We start from the raw sequence: 16593 nt of genomic DNA on the forward strand, positions 1-16593 counted from the left end.
GCCGACCCCGCCGAAACGAATCAGTGGGCAGATCTGTTGGCCATAACCGGGCAGTTTTACTGGCCACCAGCGGGCACATCAACTGGCCGCCCATGGGCAGAACGTAATGGCCATTGACACAGGGTACCGATCTTTGTAACCATCTCATGGGTGATGCAACCATGACGTGTACTTTAAAGGCGGCCTGGACCTGCACCCTATTTTGGACGTCCGGCGACGTCGCCCGCTCGGCGCTCCCTGCATCCTCTTGGCGCCGAGAACGAATCGAACTCCGGCTCTGCCATAGGCTGGGCTGGTTCTTCGGCCGTAGATCCTCGACAGGGAGGACATTACCGTGGTCTGGCGGACAATGAGGGGTCTGTTTTCCACTGCATAGGAATCCTGCTCAGGGATGGAACGTGGCGGACTTTCCTGACCCACTAACAGAAAGGTCCCGGTCCGTTGAGTCGGGTCGGGGCCTTTTCGTGCGTCGGGTCAGGCGCCCCGCCTCTCCTTGGCCACGCTCATGCTGATGAGCACTGTGGCCGGGGCTGCCAGTGACAAGAGCATCAGGGGTGCGATCACTCCGACAGTTGCGAACGAAAGGAGTGCAGCCAAGACGGCGACTCCGGAGCAGACAAGCGCGAAGATCTGAACGCCTTTGCTCCTTCGCAGTGCCAGCACCAGGATGCCGGCGGTGAGGGCCGTCAGGCCCAGGAGGAGCAGGCCGAAGCCGAAGCCTGCAACCGCGGTGACGAGCATCCAGGCGCCCATCACGATGGTCATGACGCCGGCGGCGGTGCGGATGCTGGACTTGGGCGGCAGCGGGGCTGTCCAGCCAGGCTGGGCCTGGTACGGGTACGGTGCATTCTGCGGGTACGTCTGGGCGTAGGCCGGCTGCCCATAACCCTGTGCTGGGTACGGCTGTGGCTGCACGTAAGACTGCGGTGGGCGCGGCTGCTGGCCGTACGGAGCCGGCGGTGCTTGATGGTACTGCGGCGGTTGGTTAGGTGGCTGGCCGGGCGCGGCGAACGGCTGGTTGCTGGGCTGCGGTTCCGGTGGCACCGGCGGGTCGTTCTCGGTCATCTGATCCCCCAGGACGTGGTGATGTTGGGGACAGATTACATGTGCGCGGAGCTCATCGAGACTCAGATGGCCAAAGCTGATGCCATCTTGAGTTTCCCCAGAACCTCGAGCATCTCTCCGTGAACCCAGCCGTTGCTGGCCGCCAGATTGATTGTGTCCGTGCCTGCCCGGAAGTGGAGGTCCTGCCCCTTCCAGTCTGTGGTGATGCCGCCGGCTTCGGCGAGGACGAGCAGACCCGCGGCAACGTTCGGGGGTTCACCCCGGCTTCGAAGTCTCCTCCGGGTGCAGACAGGCGAAGATTCGGGCACGGCAAAGGGCGGCCGGATGGTCCCGACCGCCCTTTGTAGCGCTACTTGGTGTTGAGCACGTTCCAGAGGATCAGGTCGTGCGCGTGACGGGCCTTGTCGTCGCCCCGGAAGTCCGCTTCCTTCACGCTTCCCCCCGTGTCGATGCCGATGCTTGAGGTCGATGCGAACCGGCCCATCATCGACTTGTTGGAGAGCATGGAGACGGACCGGATGTTCTTGTAGGGCACGGAGACGATGGCAAGCTTGTTGCCGACGAAGCTCTTGTCCTGCAGGATGACCCGCATGTTGGTGATGCCGACGAAGCCGGTGCCGACTCCGATGCAGTCGTATACCGCGTACACGATCTCGCCCTGCAGCAGGCCGGCGTTGATCTGCGCCAGTTGCTCGGGCCTGTCATGGATGATTTCAGTCAAGATGTCGTCCCCTTTGAATCGTTGGTGGCTGGCAGAGTCAGTCGCGGAGCGGGACACCGTGTGCGTCTGTACGGAAGTACGCCGAACCGGCGATGATCATGATGCCTTCGATAAGGCCCCACAAACCGACAACAAATCCAAGGCCGAACGTCACGAAGCCCAGCACGATCGTCAGGATGAGCTGGATGACGGCGATCTTGGTGTAGCCCAGGTAGAAGCGGTGGATGCCAAGTCCGCCCAGGAAAATCCCCAGCAGACCCGCGACGATCTTCGACTTCGGCTGCGGGTAGCTGAAGGCCGGGTTCGGCATCGGCGGCTGCCCCGGGTACTGCTGTGCCTGCGGCTGGGGCGCCGGCGGGTAGGCCTGGTGCTGCGGCTGGCCAGCATACGGCTGCTGCGGGGCCTGGTACTGCGGCTGACCCGCATACGGCTGTTGGGGGCCTGCCGGGTAGCCCTGCTGCGGCTGGGGAGCCGTCGGGGACTGTCCGCCCTGGTACGGCGCGGGGACTGGGGGCTCGGAGATCTCCCCAGGAGCAGAGCTGGGGTCGGAGTGAGGGTGGGTCATAATGTACCTTTCATTGAGGTGGTGATGCGCCACGGTGCCCGGGCGGCAGCACCGTCAACGACGGCTTCCCCCAAGGATCCACGTGCCGTCATTATTCTGACGGATTAAAGCTGATGTGGCGCCTATTCGCGCTATGTTTCCTAGCCGAACGCCCCGCGGGCATCCGGTTCTTTTCGGGATTGGGCGACGTGCACAATGGCTAAGGTCCACCACAGAACAAATGGCGTGCCACTCGATCCCAGCCTGACTCTCAGTTGACCATGAAGAGGCTCCGGCGCGCTGATCGTGCCGGGGACTCTTTATGGTCACGGCATCGGCGCTGACCGAGACCAGTTTCTTCGCTATCAGCTCCAGCATGCCGTCGCTCCAGTACGTCCAGTTGCCAACGGCGCAAACCGGATAACGCCTGGCGTTGTCTTCGGTTGTCTTCCCCGTTGCAATATAGACAACAGGGACTGCCGCTTTTGATGGAGGAGGACATCCCCGGCCACCTCCTTGCAAGTCCTCCAAGGAGGTGGCCCCGCACTTCCGACAGGTAGGGCGTCTCACCCATTTGGCCAACTGCATGAACAGTTGCCAAAGTTCTCTGGAAACCTCACACTGTCCTGTGCTACCGCCAACTAGGCCAGTTTTTCGCCAACGGTCCAGAACGAAATCGCCAACTAGCTTCCGAGCTCACAGGCGGGCGAATGTGAGATTTTGATCTAGTCGGAAGAACTTCCAACAACGAATCGGCGGAAATACGCGCGACACATCTCCGGCGGCCAGGGCGCAGTGGCAGGTCAAATTGGAAGTTTTCGGTTCAGTTCTCGGAAGTCCGCCTCGGGGACCGTCGACGTCGCATCCGAGAAGCCCCTCGAGCTCCACGTTTTTATGAGGTTGCCTACCGGCATGGTGTCGATCAGACCAGCGGGACGGAGGTTCCCCTAAGTATCCTGGGAGGTCCGACGGTAGGCTGAGCTGACTGAACGGCAAGGGAGAGGTCGGGGACAAGTTGGTTGCAGTCTGGGGCATTCACAATGACGCACTGTCTGATGAATTGGTTGAGGAGGGATTCATCAGCATCGGCTGGTCTGCCATTCCCGACATTCGCTCAATCGGCAGAGACCGCGATTCATTGAAGCGCGCACTTAGCGGCGCTTATCCGGAAGCCAAGGCAGGAGCTATCCCAGTCTGGGCTGGCATTCTCTATCGCTTCGGCTTTGAAATGAAGGCAGGCGACGTCGTCATCGCACCGTACCGCGCCGATAGCACCCTCAACTTTGGCGTCATTACGGGAGAATACGAATACCTACCCGAAGTCCCTGTGCACCCTCACCGGCGCAAGGTCAGGTGGGTCAAGACGGGAGTTTCTCGAGGCTTGTTTCCCCAGGCTGCACTCTATGAAATTGGCTCTGCAATGACGCTTTTCCGGGTCAAGAAAAATGTTCCCGTGTTCATGAACTTCCTCGATGCAGGTACGGACAGCCCGACACAGGAACACGTTGTTTCAATAGAGTCACACGCGGTAGATGAGTGGATCGAAACCGAGCCAAGTGCCGCCCGTTTGGACCAATTCACCCACGACTTCATTCTGAAGACCCTGCTGCAAGACCTCTCACACGAAGAGTTTGAACATTTCACCGCCGATCTCCTCCGCGCCATGGGATACCAAGCGCGCGTGACGCCTTACTCCTCGGACGGCGGTGTTGATGTTATCGCGCACAAGGACCCTCTCGGCCTCGAACCACCGGTGATTAAAGTCCAGTGCAAACACACTGCCGCGCAGCAGTCCCGGCCGGACGTTCAACGCCTGAGTGGAACGCTTGCACACGGTGAACTTGCCCTCTTTGTCTGCCTTGGTAGTTTCAGCAAAGACGCTTTGGGCTACGAGCGTGAACGGCAAAACCTGCGGCTGCTCACAGGAGCGGAAGTCGTGGAACTGACCCTCAACAACTACGACAAGTTGGAACCGCGCTGGAGGACGCGTATCCCCCTACGTCAGGTGTACGTGGTGGACCGCGCTAGTGAAGGTCGTTAGCTCAGTCGGGGATTGCCGCTAAAGCAATGTGTTCGTCCAGTGGTCCCGCCAATTGCCGTGGAGTTCGAGCATCAGGGCGGGCTTCTCCACTGCACGAACGTTCGAAGCCTCGACCGAAAATTCCTGGTCGTGGGTGTTCAGCTTGCCACGGCACTTATCCCAGGACTGCAGAGAGCTTTTTCGTCCTCTGCCACCAGCCTCGTCAATCCTGGAGAACGAGGCTGACCGCATATTCCAGCGCATGCCGAGCGAGGCTTCATGGTCCTGCACAAGTTGAAGGCCCAGTGCCACGTGCGCGAAGTCAGTCGGCCCTTTCCGTAGCTTCGTCAGAGCCAGCCGCGCGCGCTCGTGTCGGTATCGAGGCGCCAACAGCTTCACTCCCGGGTAGTTTGTCCCCGGCAGGGCAGTGAGCAACAAAGACCATTCCATAAGGAGTTCGAGACGCTTTGCCTCAGTCTGAGACCTAGTGCCGGTACTGCCATAGACATCTGCTAGGGCACTCCAGAACAACACGAAGTTCTTGAGCAACCCGTCAGCGGCAAGAGCGTCGGAAGGCGCGCTCCGGTCGAGTTCAATTATGTCGAGTACAAGGGATTGGGGCAGTTAGGCACCCCTCGTGCCCCAGCTGCAAGAACCTGTCGATGCGGGCGGCCGTTGCGCTGAAGCACAGACTCCATTCCTGAATGCCCGGCACCTGAACCACAACAGACCGCTCGTGGTAGCGAAGCAGGTTTTTAGTCCAATTAAAGTACGGTGTGATTTCTTGCTCGGTCATCGTTTCTCCTTTAGTGGGTTAAAGCAAAGTGCCCTTGGCGGATGCCAAGGGCTGGAATTTTGGACAGAATATTCGTTCATGGATAAGCGGATCGGCGTGCACGGCAGCTGGTGCGGGGGTAAGGGAATGCAAAAGGCCTCCGGAACGATCCGGAGGCCTTCATTGCTTCTATTATCTTCTTTGCCGCGTTACCAAATCAATTATCGTTGTTCTGAGTGGGTTTCAGAGCGCCCGTCATCTCGGCAACCTGGACAACATCGCTGATGGCAGCCCGCTACTCCGGGTTATCGATGTGCTCTTCCGTCGTATCGTGGGACCGCTTCCGTGACACATGCAAATCCCGGTCACTGCATATCAGATCGCAACCGCGAAGCAGTGTGCCTAACCCATGAGGTCGTCATGGCTGCTTTAGTCGATCCGGACCTCAGCCAACGGCTCGTCTGAATCAGTAACCAGGGCCGCCGGCAGCGGCAACCCGTACTTCTCACACAGGAATCGGGTCTGGCAGTACCGCTGCGCATCAGCGGCCACGTTGCCGAGAACTGCTGAGTTCATGCCGGCACCAATGAGGATGCCCACGTACGGCACCACTTTAGCGACGTTTTGAACCGGCACTTTGGTACCGGCCGGACCGACGTGCTGCAGTAACTTCTCCAGGGCGGCCAGCAGACGATGGTCGGCACGGAGTTTCTCCGACCACCGAACACGTCCCTTGATAGCGTCAGCTGCGCGGGCGACGTCACGCAGCGGCTCGACCTTGGCTGCTTGCGCCATGAATGACCGGCGTACCAGGCGTTGGATGAAGATCTGCTCATCGGGGTCTTTAGCGTCGTAGCCGTACGAGTACGCGATTCGCGCCGCAATCGATGTGCTCAAGACTTGGATGACGAGAATGTCCGCTGTCATGGCAACAGGGATACCGGCCACGGGAGTCAGAGCCAGCACACCCATGGTCCCACCTTCCAGTGCGCCTGCTGTCCGCCACGTGAGGGTGTTGAATTTCAGCAGCCGGTCGCAAACCTTGAGATCGTGCTGCCGCAATTCGGTGAAACTATTGAGGTCGAGACCTCGCTTGCGGGCAAGCTTCTCAACGCCCTCAGGGTCGTTAAGCTCCATAGCCCAGTCGTTGACCAGCTCGAGAAGCGCTGCAGCGCCTTCGAGCGCTGGCCGCACCGCTGCAGTGGCGACAGCGTCGCCGGCACGGCGGATAGGCTCTTTGACCCCCTCTGGCACAGCTGCCGTGACCCTGTTCACGGCCATTCCTGTTACCTCTCCGGTGCGCTCGAGCGCAGTGCTCGCCCAGTTCGGCAGGCCACGGCGGTTGTTACGCTTCTGCCAGTGATCGTTGAGCTTGTCCCACACTTGCCCCTCGTAGGTGCTCATCGGCATCGCGCCGCCGACGATCGGATCGGTAAATGTGCTCACTGAGGTTCTCCATTTCGACTGCGATTGCTGGGTCCCATGATGCCCTACCACCCAACTCATGTTTGAGAAGGACCGCGTGTGGACGAGAAGGGCATCCGTCTTGTTGATCCTTAGCCGCGGGAATGCAGGACGGTAAGAAGCTCTCCGAGGAGTGCGAAGGAGACGAACCGGTGAATCCGGTAGGCCTCCTTTCGACCTCAAGACCGCCTATCCCGAAATTTGGATCCGGGCAGCCTCCTGCAGCAGCGGATCAGAAATCATGACGGTGGCAGCACCCGGAGCAATATCGAAGGCAACGTTGCCCCGCGCCTTGTCCCCGGGCAACACTTCGCCGGAGCCCAGCTGGTTATCGGCGAACATGCTCATGTCTGCCTTACGCCCGTTGGCATCCTTCGCCGAGAAGTAGAGCGGGTTGGAGCTCGTCTTGCCGGATTCTGTTTCCCAGAGCACGTCCAGGAGCAGGTAGGTGCCGTTCTTGGGCGGAGTAGCGAACGTGCCGGTGGTTACAGAGTCGGTGCGGACGGCGGATACGACAGTGATCCTGGCGACGTTGCCGTTGCGCATCTTCACGGAGAATGGGGCGCCCACCGAGGGTGCCGCGGGCGCGGCCGGAGCGGACGACGGCGGGGCTGCCGCCGCCGGGGCGGCAGGCGCAGCGGCAGCCGGCGCCTCCGCCTCAGCGGTCGCCGTGGCGGAGGCGACCGGGCTGGAGTCGGCCGCCTGCTTGCTACCGCCGGAGCAGGAGCCCATGAGAATACCCACCAGGAGAACGCCTGCGGGGACAACGAAGCGCTTCTTCTTATAGAACGGCCGGACTGCGGGTTCCTGGGCGGCCGGCGGAACAGGGGCGAAGTTCTGGTTGGTCATGATGGTGCCTTTCGAGTGATGCAGTTGGGTGATGCTGCGGAGTAACAGGGGCTACTGCTTTTCCGATTTGCCGCAGCGGGTGGAGTTGAAGTCCTGGCCTGCAGAGAGGGTGACCACGGGGCGGCCACCGCCGGGGATGTCGTTTTCGATGATGTCGCTGCCGTTGCTGCCGCTGCGGTAGATCCCCCAGTAGCAGCTAGATCCCACGGCAGCTGCGGCCCGATAGGTCCCCGGTTCGATGTCCGTGTCCACCGTCCAGGTCCCGTCGCCAACCGTGCGCGCCGCCTTCGCCTTCTCGGCTCCGGTCACGGCGTCCTCGCGGGCCTTGACCGCTGCCTCAGCCGTCTTCACGGCAGCGTCGGCCTTGCCGACTTCGGCCTCCCTGGCCGCAACCTTGGACTCGCGGGACGCCATTCCGTTCTCAAGCGAGTCGTACTTGCCTTTCAGCGAGGCGTAGCTGGAAAGCGCCGCATCCCGTTCGGTCTCGACGGTGGACTTCTCGCTGGCAAGGGACTTGTACGCGGTGCTTTCCTTGGGATCCGGCAACACCGTTCCAAGAGCCGTTCCGCCGGCTAACAGCACGACGGCGGCCGCCGCCAGAAGGACAGGCTTCTTCCGGCCCCGCCTGATCACCTCGGCAGGCTCGTCCTGCCCGGCTACATCCACCTGCTCGGTTTCGGGGATCTCCCCCGGGCCGATGTCGTTGTTCAACACTCAGTTCGCCCCATTTCGTCAGTCGTGCAGGTCGGCGGCGGGATACCTCCCCCCAATGTGCGGTTTCCCGCCACCGCCACAGCCCCGGAGAATCACCTCTTGGCTGCAGAAACAAGCTATGGCTGTGTAGGCAAATTCAGACGCTGACTAGCTGATAACGGGGGTTATCAGCAAGAGTCTGGCGATGTCAGGGCATCAGGTTACGCTGTGGGAACATTCAACGAAGGGGGACGGCAATGGTCACAGCAGCGCACTCACTGCGCATGACACTGACGGACGTGGCATCCGTCTCGCAGGTTCAGCGTCCCGTCGTCTCCATGTGGCGGAAGCGCAGCAGCGCGAGTTCACTCCCGTTCCCCGCGCCGGTGGAAACTGTAAACGGCGTCGAACTTTTCGACGCCGACCAAGTGACCGCATGGCTGCAAGCAACCGGCCGGGGCAACAATCCTGAGGCAAAGGACGACGTCGCGGTATACGCGAAACCTGCGGATCACGCTGGGCCATTGCAGGACGGCCGCAAGACCTTCGACGGCCTCACAGCCCTGCTCGCCCTGAAAGTCATCACCGGAGAGGTGCTGGGCCACCGGAGTGCATCCGGTCTCCTGGATGCGGCCGATGAGGCCGACTCTGATGACCTGTTCCTCTACTCCGAGCTGGAGGCTCTCGGCCCCGCTCTTACCGGGCTGGCCAGCTTTGCGGACAGGCTGGCGAACAGCGCCTACAGCGCTCCGGCGGCGTTTGAGAAACTGCTGACCCACCGCTTCAAGGAGGGCCTGAGGGAGCATGCGAATACCGCACTTACAGCCCCAGCCCTCAACCTCATCAGCGCGGCAGCCATAGAGCTCGCGGTCACGCTGGATAGCCGGCCAGTCTTTGTGGACGCCACACCAGGCGGAAGCGACGTCATGCTCAGCATCGCGCAGCAGTTCGGCGCGTCAGAGTCCGCCACCTTTTTGGCAGCGGATCACGACGGCGGCGCCTCACGTTTGGCCCGCCGGCGCCTGGCAGTGCATGGTGCGGACAGTGGGCCCGTCAAGGTTGATAGCAAAGGCGCCTTCGCCGTCACCGGTCCTGCAGTCCATGTTGCGCAATATCCCGCGCCCGGTGAACCCGGTCTGGACACCGAAGGCATCCTGTCCGGCATCGAGAACATCGTGCTGCAGATGGACGACTCCCAGAGGGCCGTCATTATTGCTCCCGCCCGGGTGCTTTGTGATGCACTGTCGGGCGTGGCCGGCAACGTCCGTGCCGACCTGCTCCGGTCCGGCCGGGCGCGGGCCATCATCCGGCTCACGTCTGGGCTCCTTCGGGCAAAGCCACGCGAGCCGCAGGCGCTGTGGGTGTTGGGGCCGTCTTTTGCCGACGTGCCCATCGCCGAGCGGTGGACCATGGTGGCGGATCTCAGCACCACCCCACTCACCCTCGACGTGAGTCAGGACCTGATCAGCGACGTCGTCGCCTCCATGGGCGACCGGGGCACCATCCGCGCCCACTCCTTCCGGTTCGCCCGGTTGGTGCAGACCCGGCTTCTGCTTGCGCGAACCGGTGCCCTGGTAGACCTGCCGGCCAAGGCTACGTCAACGGCGGCGCCCGGCGCAGAGGCGGCACTGCGTGCCGACGAACTCGTCAGGGCCCTGTCCACAGGGGGAAGTGGTGACACCACGCTTCTTGGTGTTCAGCCTGCCGCCAACCCTTCCTCCCCCGCTCCCGTCTCCGTCACAGAACTTACGGGCTCCGGATACCTCAAATACGTCAAGGGCATCCGGGTCGAGGACCAGCACATTAACAAGACGGCGGGAAGCAGGATCCTGGGCCGCGAGGAACTCATGGATCCCCAGAACACCCAGCCGCGCTTCATCACCCTGCTGGACTTCGCCGCCAACTACCCCGCGGGACGGCTCACCGAGCCGGGTGACGTCGTCTTCTGCACCAGCCCGCGGCCCGCCGCGAGGGTCGACCCAGAGGGCGGCGCCGTCGTCGTCTTTCCCGCGCGGATCCTGAGGATTGACCAGGGCGACCCGGGCGGCCTCCTGCCCGCCGTCGTCGCCAGCGACGTTAACAGCCTCAACCCGGCAGACAAGTCCTGGCGGGGCTGGCTGCTGCGCCGCACAGGCGAAGCCCAACGCCAGCCGCTCACCGAGGCCCTGCACCGCCTGCAACACGAGCAGGCTCTGGCCCAGGAACGACTCAAACAACTCGAAGAACTCGCTACCCTGATTACGGACGGCGTAGCGGGCGGAAGCCTCACCCTGACAGACCCTATTACCCACGCCGTACCAGAAAAAGGAACTGCATAATGCCCCCGAAAGTGAAGGTGGACCTCGCCCCGTCCACCATGAAGGAACTTAAGGACACTCTCTGGAAGGCGGCGGACAAGCTCCGCGGCTCGATGGATGCCTCACAGTACAAGGACGTGATCCTGGGGCTGGTGTTCCTGAAGTACGTATCGGACGCGTTCGAGGAACGGCGCGAACAGATCCAGGCCGAGCTGGAAGCTGAAGGGCTCAACGAGGAGCAGATCTCCCAGCTGATCGACGACGTGGACGAATACACCGGACGAGGCGTGTTCTGGGTAGCACCCCGCGCACGCTGGACGTACCTGGCGGAGAACGCCAAGGGCCTGGATGCGGTGGACGGTGCCGCGCCGAAGTCCATCGGGCTGCTGATTGATGAGGCGATGGAGCTCATCATGCAGGACAACAAGAGCCTGGCCGCCACGCTGCCCAAGATCTACAACCGGGACAACGTGGACCAGCGCCGCCTCGGCGAGCTGCTGGACCTCTTCAACTCGGCACGGTTCACCGGCCAGGGCGCCAGCAAGGCGCGCGACCTGCTGGGCGAGGTTTACGAATACTTCCTGGAGAAGTTCGCCAAGGCGGAGGGCAAGCGCGGCGGCGAGTTCTACACGCCCGCCGGCGTGGTCCGGGTACTCGTGGAAGTACTTGAGCCGCACCGCGGGCGCGTCTACGACCCATGCTGCGGCTCGGGCGGCATGTTCGTCCAGGCGGAGAAGTTCCTGGCCGCCCACCACCTGGAGGGCTCGGACATCTCCGTCTACGGCCAGGAGCTCAACGAGCGCACCTGGCGAATGGCCAAGATGAACCTGGCCATCCACGGCCTCAACGCAAACCTGGCTTCCCGCTGGGGCGACACATTCGCCCGCGACCAGCACCCAGAGCTGACCGGGAACAACGGCGCGGACTTCATAATGGCCAACCCGCCATTCAACATCAAGGATTGGGCCCGCTCGGAGTCGGACCCGCGCTGGAAGTACGGCGTCCCGCCGGCCGGCAACGCCAACTACGCCTGGATCCAGCACATCATCTCCAAGCTGGCGCCCGGCGGCAGCGCAGGTGTGGTCATGGCCAACGGCTCCATGTCTTCCAATTCAGGCGGCGAGGGCGAGATCCGCGCCCAGCTGGTGGAAGCAGACCTCGTATCCTGCATGGTGGCGCTGCCCACCCAACTGTTCCGCAGCACCGGCATCCCGGTATGCACCTGGTTCTTCGCGAAGGACAAGACCGCCGGCCCCCAGGGCTCCGTGGACCGGACCGGGCAGGTGCTCTTCATCGACGCCCGGAACCTGGGCTACATGGTGGACCGCGCCGAGCGCGCCCTGTCCGACGACGACATCGCCAAGATCGCCAACACCTACCACGCCTGGCGCGGCACCGCTTCGGCAATTGAGGCAGGGCTGACGTACGACGACGAGCCGGGCTTCTGCTACTCGGCCAGCCTTGCGGAGGTCAAGGCAGCGGACTACGCGCTGACGCCCGGACGGTACGTTGGTGCCGCTGAGGTTGAGGCCGACGGCGAGCCGATCGAGGAAAAGATCGCGCGGCTTTCAAAGGAGCTGTTTGAGCAGTTCGAGGAGTCCGAGCGGCTTGCGGCTATCGTGCGCGAGCAGCTGGGGCGGGTGCTGTGAACAATCTCGTCCTGGACCAGAAACTTGGAGACGCTGTCGAAGTATCGGACTACGTGGCAAATGGCAGTTTCGAATCGCTACGGCTCAACGTTTTCACGTCTTCAGCCAAGGGATACGCGGTATTAGTTCGCCTCGTCGATCACAATGCCGGATGGACCGGCCCATTCAGTTATGTTGATAGGTCTTCCTACGAGTATCTGCGTAAGAGCCGCCTGAGCGAGGGCGATGTGGTAGTCGCTAACGTTGGTGCGAACGCCGGAACCGTGTTCCGCGTACCTAACCTGGGCATGCCAACGACGTTGGGACCAAACTCGATTGTCTGCCGCCCTCGAGACCTGGACCAGGTGGACAAGACCTATCTGTATTACTACCTCGCGGGTCCTGTCGGTCAGTCGCTAATCGCCGGTATCATCAGCGGCAGTGCGCAGCCAAAGTTCAACAAAACATCCTTTCGGCAGCTTCCCATCTCCCTCCCTCCCATCCGTCAACAAAGAGGGATCGCAGAGGTGCTGGGCGCCCTCGACGACAAGATCGCCGCCAACACCAAACTTGCTAAGACGTCCGCAGATTTGGCGCAGGCCCTGTTCGCGGCTTCAATGCGCGCCGCGGACCACGAGGTAGCGCTTTCCGAAGTTACCGAGCTCCTTAGTCGAGGCGTTGCACCAAAATACTCGGAGGCTGAGGACACTGTCGTGGTGCTCAATCAAAAGTGCATCCGCGATCAGCGCGTCAACCTAGATCCGGCTCGGCGAACAATTGCATCGAAGGTCGGCAGGAACAAGATGCTGAAGATGGATGATGTACTTGTGAACTCCACAGGCCAGGGAACCCTCGGCCGGGTAGCACGCTGGACCAACAGTGACAACGCTACTGTTGACTCCCACATCACTATTGTCCGGTTCGATCCAGCGAAAGCTGATCCCGTCTGCGCGGGCATGGCTCTCCTGGCTTCACAGACAACCATCGAAGAGATGGGCGAAGGAAGCACCGGGCAGACAGAGCTATCACGAACTGAACTCGGCAAGCTCCGTATAAGGCTCCCCGAGAGGAGCCGGCAGGCTGAACTCGGGGAGCGAATCGCGTCGATGTCGGAGATGGAGAGCGCGCTCCTGAGCGAAAACCAGACCCTCGCTGCTACTCGTGACACCCTCCTCCCCCAGCTCATGTCCGGCAAGCTCCGGGTCAAGGACGCGGAGAAAGTTTTGGAGAACGCCGGGGTGTAAACGCTCAGCGCAGTTGCGGCGGGTACCGGGGACAGGGCAGAAGCCTGAGTAAGCTGAGCAACAAATCGATTTTGGGGGAATCACCGTGACATCACCAGCAGTAGCCTTCTCGGAAGCCGACTGGGAAGGCGCCGCGAAGGAGCGGCTTGGCGAGCTGGATTGGAAGCCGTTGGAGGGCCAGTCCATTGCGCCTGGTACAGGGGAACGAGAGTCGTGGTCGGAGCTGCTGATCCGGCCGCGACTGCTTGCCGCCCTCCAGCGCCTTAATCCGGTCGTCCCCGCCCAGTACCTGCAGCAGGCCTTGGCGGAAGTCGCTTCACCCAAGTCAAACGATCCGATGGCCGAAAACCACCGCATCCACAACTGCCTCGTCGACGGCTACCGGCTGAGCTATATCGACTCCGACGGCAACGAAGCCAACCCGACCATCCGACTGCTGAGCCAGGCACCGGACCAAAACGACTGGCTCGCCGTCAACCAGGTCACGCTGGTCCAGGGCGACTACAAACGGCGCTTCGACATCGTTCTTTACTGCAACGGCATGCCCATAAGCATTATTGAACTGAAGAAGGCCGGCAGCGCCCACGCCGACCTTCCCGGCGCCCACGCCCAGCTGCAGACCTACCTCCGCGAATTCCCCATGGCGTTCCGCTTCTGTGTTTTCACGCTCGCCAGCGACGGCATCCAGGCAAAGTACGGAACACCGTTCACCCCCTTCAACCACTTCTCACCTTGGAATGTCGATGACGACGGCGTCCCGGTCCCCCCGGGCTACATGGTGGATGGGGACGCCGTCACCGCCCTCGACACCGCGCTGGACGGCCTCTACAACCAGGAACGGTTCCTGCAGCTGCTCCGCAATTTCACGGCCTTCGACCAAGGCTCGGGCGGACTGGCCAAGCGGATTGCCAAGCCGCACCAGTACTACGCCGTGACCAAGGCGGTGGCCAGCACCATTCAGGCAGTGGAAAGCAACGGCAAGGCTGGCGTGGTGTGGCATACCCAAGGGTCTGGCAAGTCCATGGAAATGGAGTTGTATGCCAACATGGTGGCGCGCCAGCCGAAGCTGAAGAACCCCACTGTCGTGGTCATCACCGACCGGAATGAACTGGACGGCCAGCTGTTCGAAGGCTTCGACCGCAGCCTACTCCTCGCTGAGTCGCCCAAGCAGATCAAGAAGCGGTCGGAACTTCGTGACGAGCTGAGCAACCGTACCACTGGCGGCATCTACTTCACGACGCTCCAGAAGTTCGGCCGCAGCAAGTCCGAAAAGGAAGCCGGCGCTGACCACCCTCTGCTGTCCGACCGTCGCAACATCATTGTGGTCGTGGATGAGGCACACCGCTCGCATTACGACGACCTGGACGGCTACGCCCGCCACCTGAGGGACGCACTTCCCCACGCCACGCTCATCGCCTTCACCGGCACCCCCATATCTTTTGATGACCGGAATACGCAGGAAGTCTTCGGCGATTACATCGACATCTACGACCTGTCCCGGGCAGTTGAGGACGGCGCCACCGTGCCGGTCTACTTCGAGCCGCGGCTGATCAAGGTGGGACTTTCCGAGGGCGTCACGGAGGAGGATCTCGACAAGTCAGCAGATGAACTGACGCTGGGCCTCGACGATACGGAGCGTGCCCGGATTGAAGCGAGTGTCGCCGTCGTCAACGCTGTCTACGGGGCGCCGCAACGCATCGCTGCTCTGGCCGAGGACCTGGTGGCGCACTGGGAGAACCGGCGCGACCGGATGCTCAAGTTCATTGAGGCGCCGGGCAAGGCGATGATCGTGGGCGGGACGCGGGAGATTTGCGCAAACCTCTACTCGGCCATCGTGGCACTGCGGCCGGACTGGCATTCGGACGACCTGTCGAAGGGCAAGATCAAGGTGGTCTACTCGGGCGACGCGACTGACGTTCCGCCGGTGTCGTTGCATGTGCGCCGCGATTCGCTGAATGCGCAGGTGAAGGAGCGGCTCAAGGACGTCAACGACGAACTGGAGCTCGTCATCGTCAAGGACATGATGCTCACCGGCTACGACTCTCCCCCACTGCACACCCTGTACCTGGACCGGCCGCTCAAGGGCGCCCTGCTAATGCAGACTCTGGCCCGGGTCAACCGCACGTTCCGGGGCAAGGAGGACGGGCTGCTGGTGGCATACGCGCCGCTGGCCGAGAACCTGTCCAAGGCCTTGAGCGAGTATACGCAGTCCGACCAGGCGAACAAGCCGGTGGGCAAGAACATCGATGAGGCTGTTGCGCTAGTCCGTGATCGAGTGGACGCCTGCCGAGGCCTGCTTTCCGGCTATGACTGGAAAGCAGTTTGGCATAAGGGAGGACCGAAGGCCTTCCTCAACGCGACGTGGGGTTCAGTAAATTACCTTCGGGATCCTCGTACACCGGGTAACCGTCCGGACGATGGTGAAGAGACGCTCGCGGCCAAGTACCGACGGGTTTCAAGTCAGCTCGCCCGGGCGTGGGCTTTGTGCTCGTCCTCGACGGATCTGGAAGCACTCCGCCCAGAAATTGCCGTGTACGAAGAGATCCGCGTGTTCATGGCAAAAATGGACGCCAGCGACCGGCAGGCAAGCGGCGAGCCGGTACCCGAGGAAATCCAGCGGCTGCTGGCTAACCTGATTGCGTCCGCGACGTCCTCAGGCGAGGTGCTGGACATCTACGATGCTGCCGGCATGCCCAAGCCTTCCCTGGATGATTTAACGCCCGAGTTCATCGCCAAGACGCAGAAGGCACGGAACCCGCAGCTGGCCATCGAGGCGCTGCGGAAGCTGATTGCCGATGAGTCCGCTTCTTCCACGCGGAACAACGTGATCCGGCAGCGGGCGTTCTCTGAGCGGATCACCGAGCTGATGAAGAAGTACACAAACCAGCAGCTGACGTCGGCTGAGGTGATCGCGGAGCTGGTGGAGCTGGCACGCGAGGTGGCCGCGGAAGGTAAGCGGGGCCAGCAGTTCACTCCCCCGCTGAATTCGGACGAATTGGCCTTCTACGACGCCGTCGCCCAGAACGAGTCTGCGGTGGAGGTCCAAGGCGAAGGCGTCCTGGCTGACATTGCCCGCGAATTGGTTTCCGTGATGCGCCGCGACGTCCGGACCGACTGGACCGTCCGCGACGACGTGCGTGCCAAGCTGCGGTCCTCGATTAAGCGGCTTCTTGTGCGCTTCGGGTACCCGCCAGACAAGCAGCCGGAGGCCATCAAGCTGGTTATGGAGCAGATGGAGTCCATGGCGCCGCGCTTTGCCGAAGCGCGTCTCTAGTCCCGAGTACCTGCCAGCA

General features: G+C 62.0%; 11 protein-coding genes. 5 read left to right on the plus strand and 6 right to left on the minus strand.

Features of this window, described 5'->3' with window-relative positions; genetic code table 11:
- Positions 1–474: 474 nt before the first annotated feature.
- From ACETK3_RS12080 to ACETK3_RS12090, 3 genes are all read right to left on the minus strand, one after another.
- Positions 475–1065 (minus strand): hypothetical protein, encoded by a 591-nt coding sequence (locus tag ACETK3_RS12080; RefSeq protein ID WP_236819646.1) that lies wholly within the window; start codon positions 1063–1065, stop codon positions 475–477.
- Positions 1066–1414: 349 nt separating this feature from the next.
- The gene (locus tag ACETK3_RS12085) at positions 1415–1786 is read right to left on the minus strand and encodes a PH domain-containing protein (protein WP_236819651.1); all 372 of its coding nucleotides are present in this window, start codon (positions 1784–1786) and stop codon (positions 1415–1417) included.
- A gap of 37 nt (positions 1787–1823) precedes the next feature.
- Positions 1824–2351 (minus strand): TM2 domain-containing protein, encoded by a 528-nt coding sequence (locus ACETK3_RS12090; RefSeq protein WP_272910794.1) that lies wholly within the window; start codon positions 2349–2351, stop codon positions 1824–1826.
- Positions 2352–3345: 994 nt separating this feature from the next.
- Between ACETK3_RS12090 and ACETK3_RS12095 the strand changes: the two genes are divergently transcribed.
- Complete coding sequence (locus ACETK3_RS12095; RefSeq protein WP_373992979.1) at positions 3346–4371, plus strand: restriction endonuclease; 1026 nt, start codon at positions 3346–3348, stop codon at positions 4369–4371.
- 1183 nt (positions 4372–5554) lie between these two features.
- Here ACETK3_RS12095 and ACETK3_RS12100 read toward each other — a convergent pair.
- From ACETK3_RS12100 to ACETK3_RS12110, 3 genes are all read right to left on the minus strand, one after another.
- The gene (locus ACETK3_RS12100; protein ID WP_373992980.1) at positions 5555–6571 is read right to left on the minus strand and encodes an EcsC family protein; all 1017 of its coding nucleotides are present in this window, start codon (positions 6569–6571) and stop codon (positions 5555–5557) included.
- A gap of 207 nt (positions 6572–6778) precedes the next feature.
- Complete coding sequence (locus ACETK3_RS12105; protein ID WP_373992981.1) at positions 6779–7438, minus strand: DUF4352 domain-containing protein; 660 nt, start codon at positions 7436–7438, stop codon at positions 6779–6781.
- Between the two features lie 51 nt (positions 7439–7489).
- On the minus strand, positions 7490–8152 hold the full coding sequence (locus ACETK3_RS12110) for a hypothetical protein (protein WP_373992982.1): 663 nt from the start codon (positions 8150–8152) through the stop codon (positions 7490–7492).
- Between the two features lie 236 nt (positions 8153–8388).
- On the opposite strand from ACETK3_RS12110, the gene ACETK3_RS12115 reads away from it, so the two are divergent.
- The 4 genes from ACETK3_RS12115 to ACETK3_RS12130 all read left to right on the plus strand — a co-directional run bounded on the left by ACETK3_RS12115 (position 8389) and on the right by ACETK3_RS12130 (position 16574).
- Positions 8389–10449, plus strand: coding sequence for a hypothetical protein (locus ACETK3_RS12115; RefSeq protein ID WP_373992983.1), 2061 nt, complete (start codon positions 8389–8391; stop codon positions 10447–10449).
- Positions 10449–12077, plus strand: a complete 1629-nt coding sequence (locus tag ACETK3_RS12120) for a class I SAM-dependent DNA methyltransferase (RefSeq protein WP_236819669.1) — start codon at positions 10449–10451, stop codon at positions 12075–12077. Before ACETK3_RS12115 ends, ACETK3_RS12120 begins: the two co-directional genes overlap by 1 nt.
- Positions 12074–13300 (plus strand): restriction endonuclease subunit S, encoded by a 1227-nt coding sequence (locus ACETK3_RS12125; protein WP_236819677.1) that lies wholly within the window; start codon positions 12074–12076, stop codon positions 13298–13300. Before ACETK3_RS12120 ends, ACETK3_RS12125 begins: the two co-directional genes overlap by 4 nt.
- An 85-nt stretch (positions 13301–13385) precedes the next feature.
- Positions 13386–16574, plus strand: a complete 3189-nt coding sequence (locus tag ACETK3_RS12130; protein WP_373992984.1) for a type I restriction endonuclease subunit R — start codon at positions 13386–13388, stop codon at positions 16572–16574.
- Positions 16575–16593: the final 19 nt, after the last annotated feature.

The sequence above is a fragment of the Arthrobacter sp. E44 genome, from assembly GCF_041877125.1.
Classification (GTDB): Bacteria; Actinomycetota; Actinomycetes; order Actinomycetales; family Micrococcaceae; genus Arthrobacter.

Coding starts and splice junctions, on each gene's coding strand:
- ACETK3_RS12080 (WP_236819646.1), bottom strand. CDS start 1,065: ATGACCGAGAACGACCCGCCGGTGCCACCGGAACCGCAGCCCAGCAAC.
- ACETK3_RS12090 (WP_272910794.1), bottom strand. CDS start 2,351: ATGACCCACCCTCACTCCGACCCCAGCTCTGCTCCTGGGGAGATCTCC.
- ACETK3_RS12105 (WP_373992981.1), bottom strand. CDS start 7,438: ATGACCAACCAGAACTTCGCCCCTGTTCCGCCGGCCGCCCAGGAACCC.
- ACETK3_RS12115 (WP_373992983.1), top strand. CDS start 8,389: ATGGTCACAGCAGCGCACTCACTGCGCATGACACTGACGGACGTGGCA.
- ACETK3_RS12120 (WP_236819669.1), top strand. CDS start 10,449: ATGCCCCCGAAAGTGAAGGTGGACCTCGCCCCGTCCACCATGAAGGAA.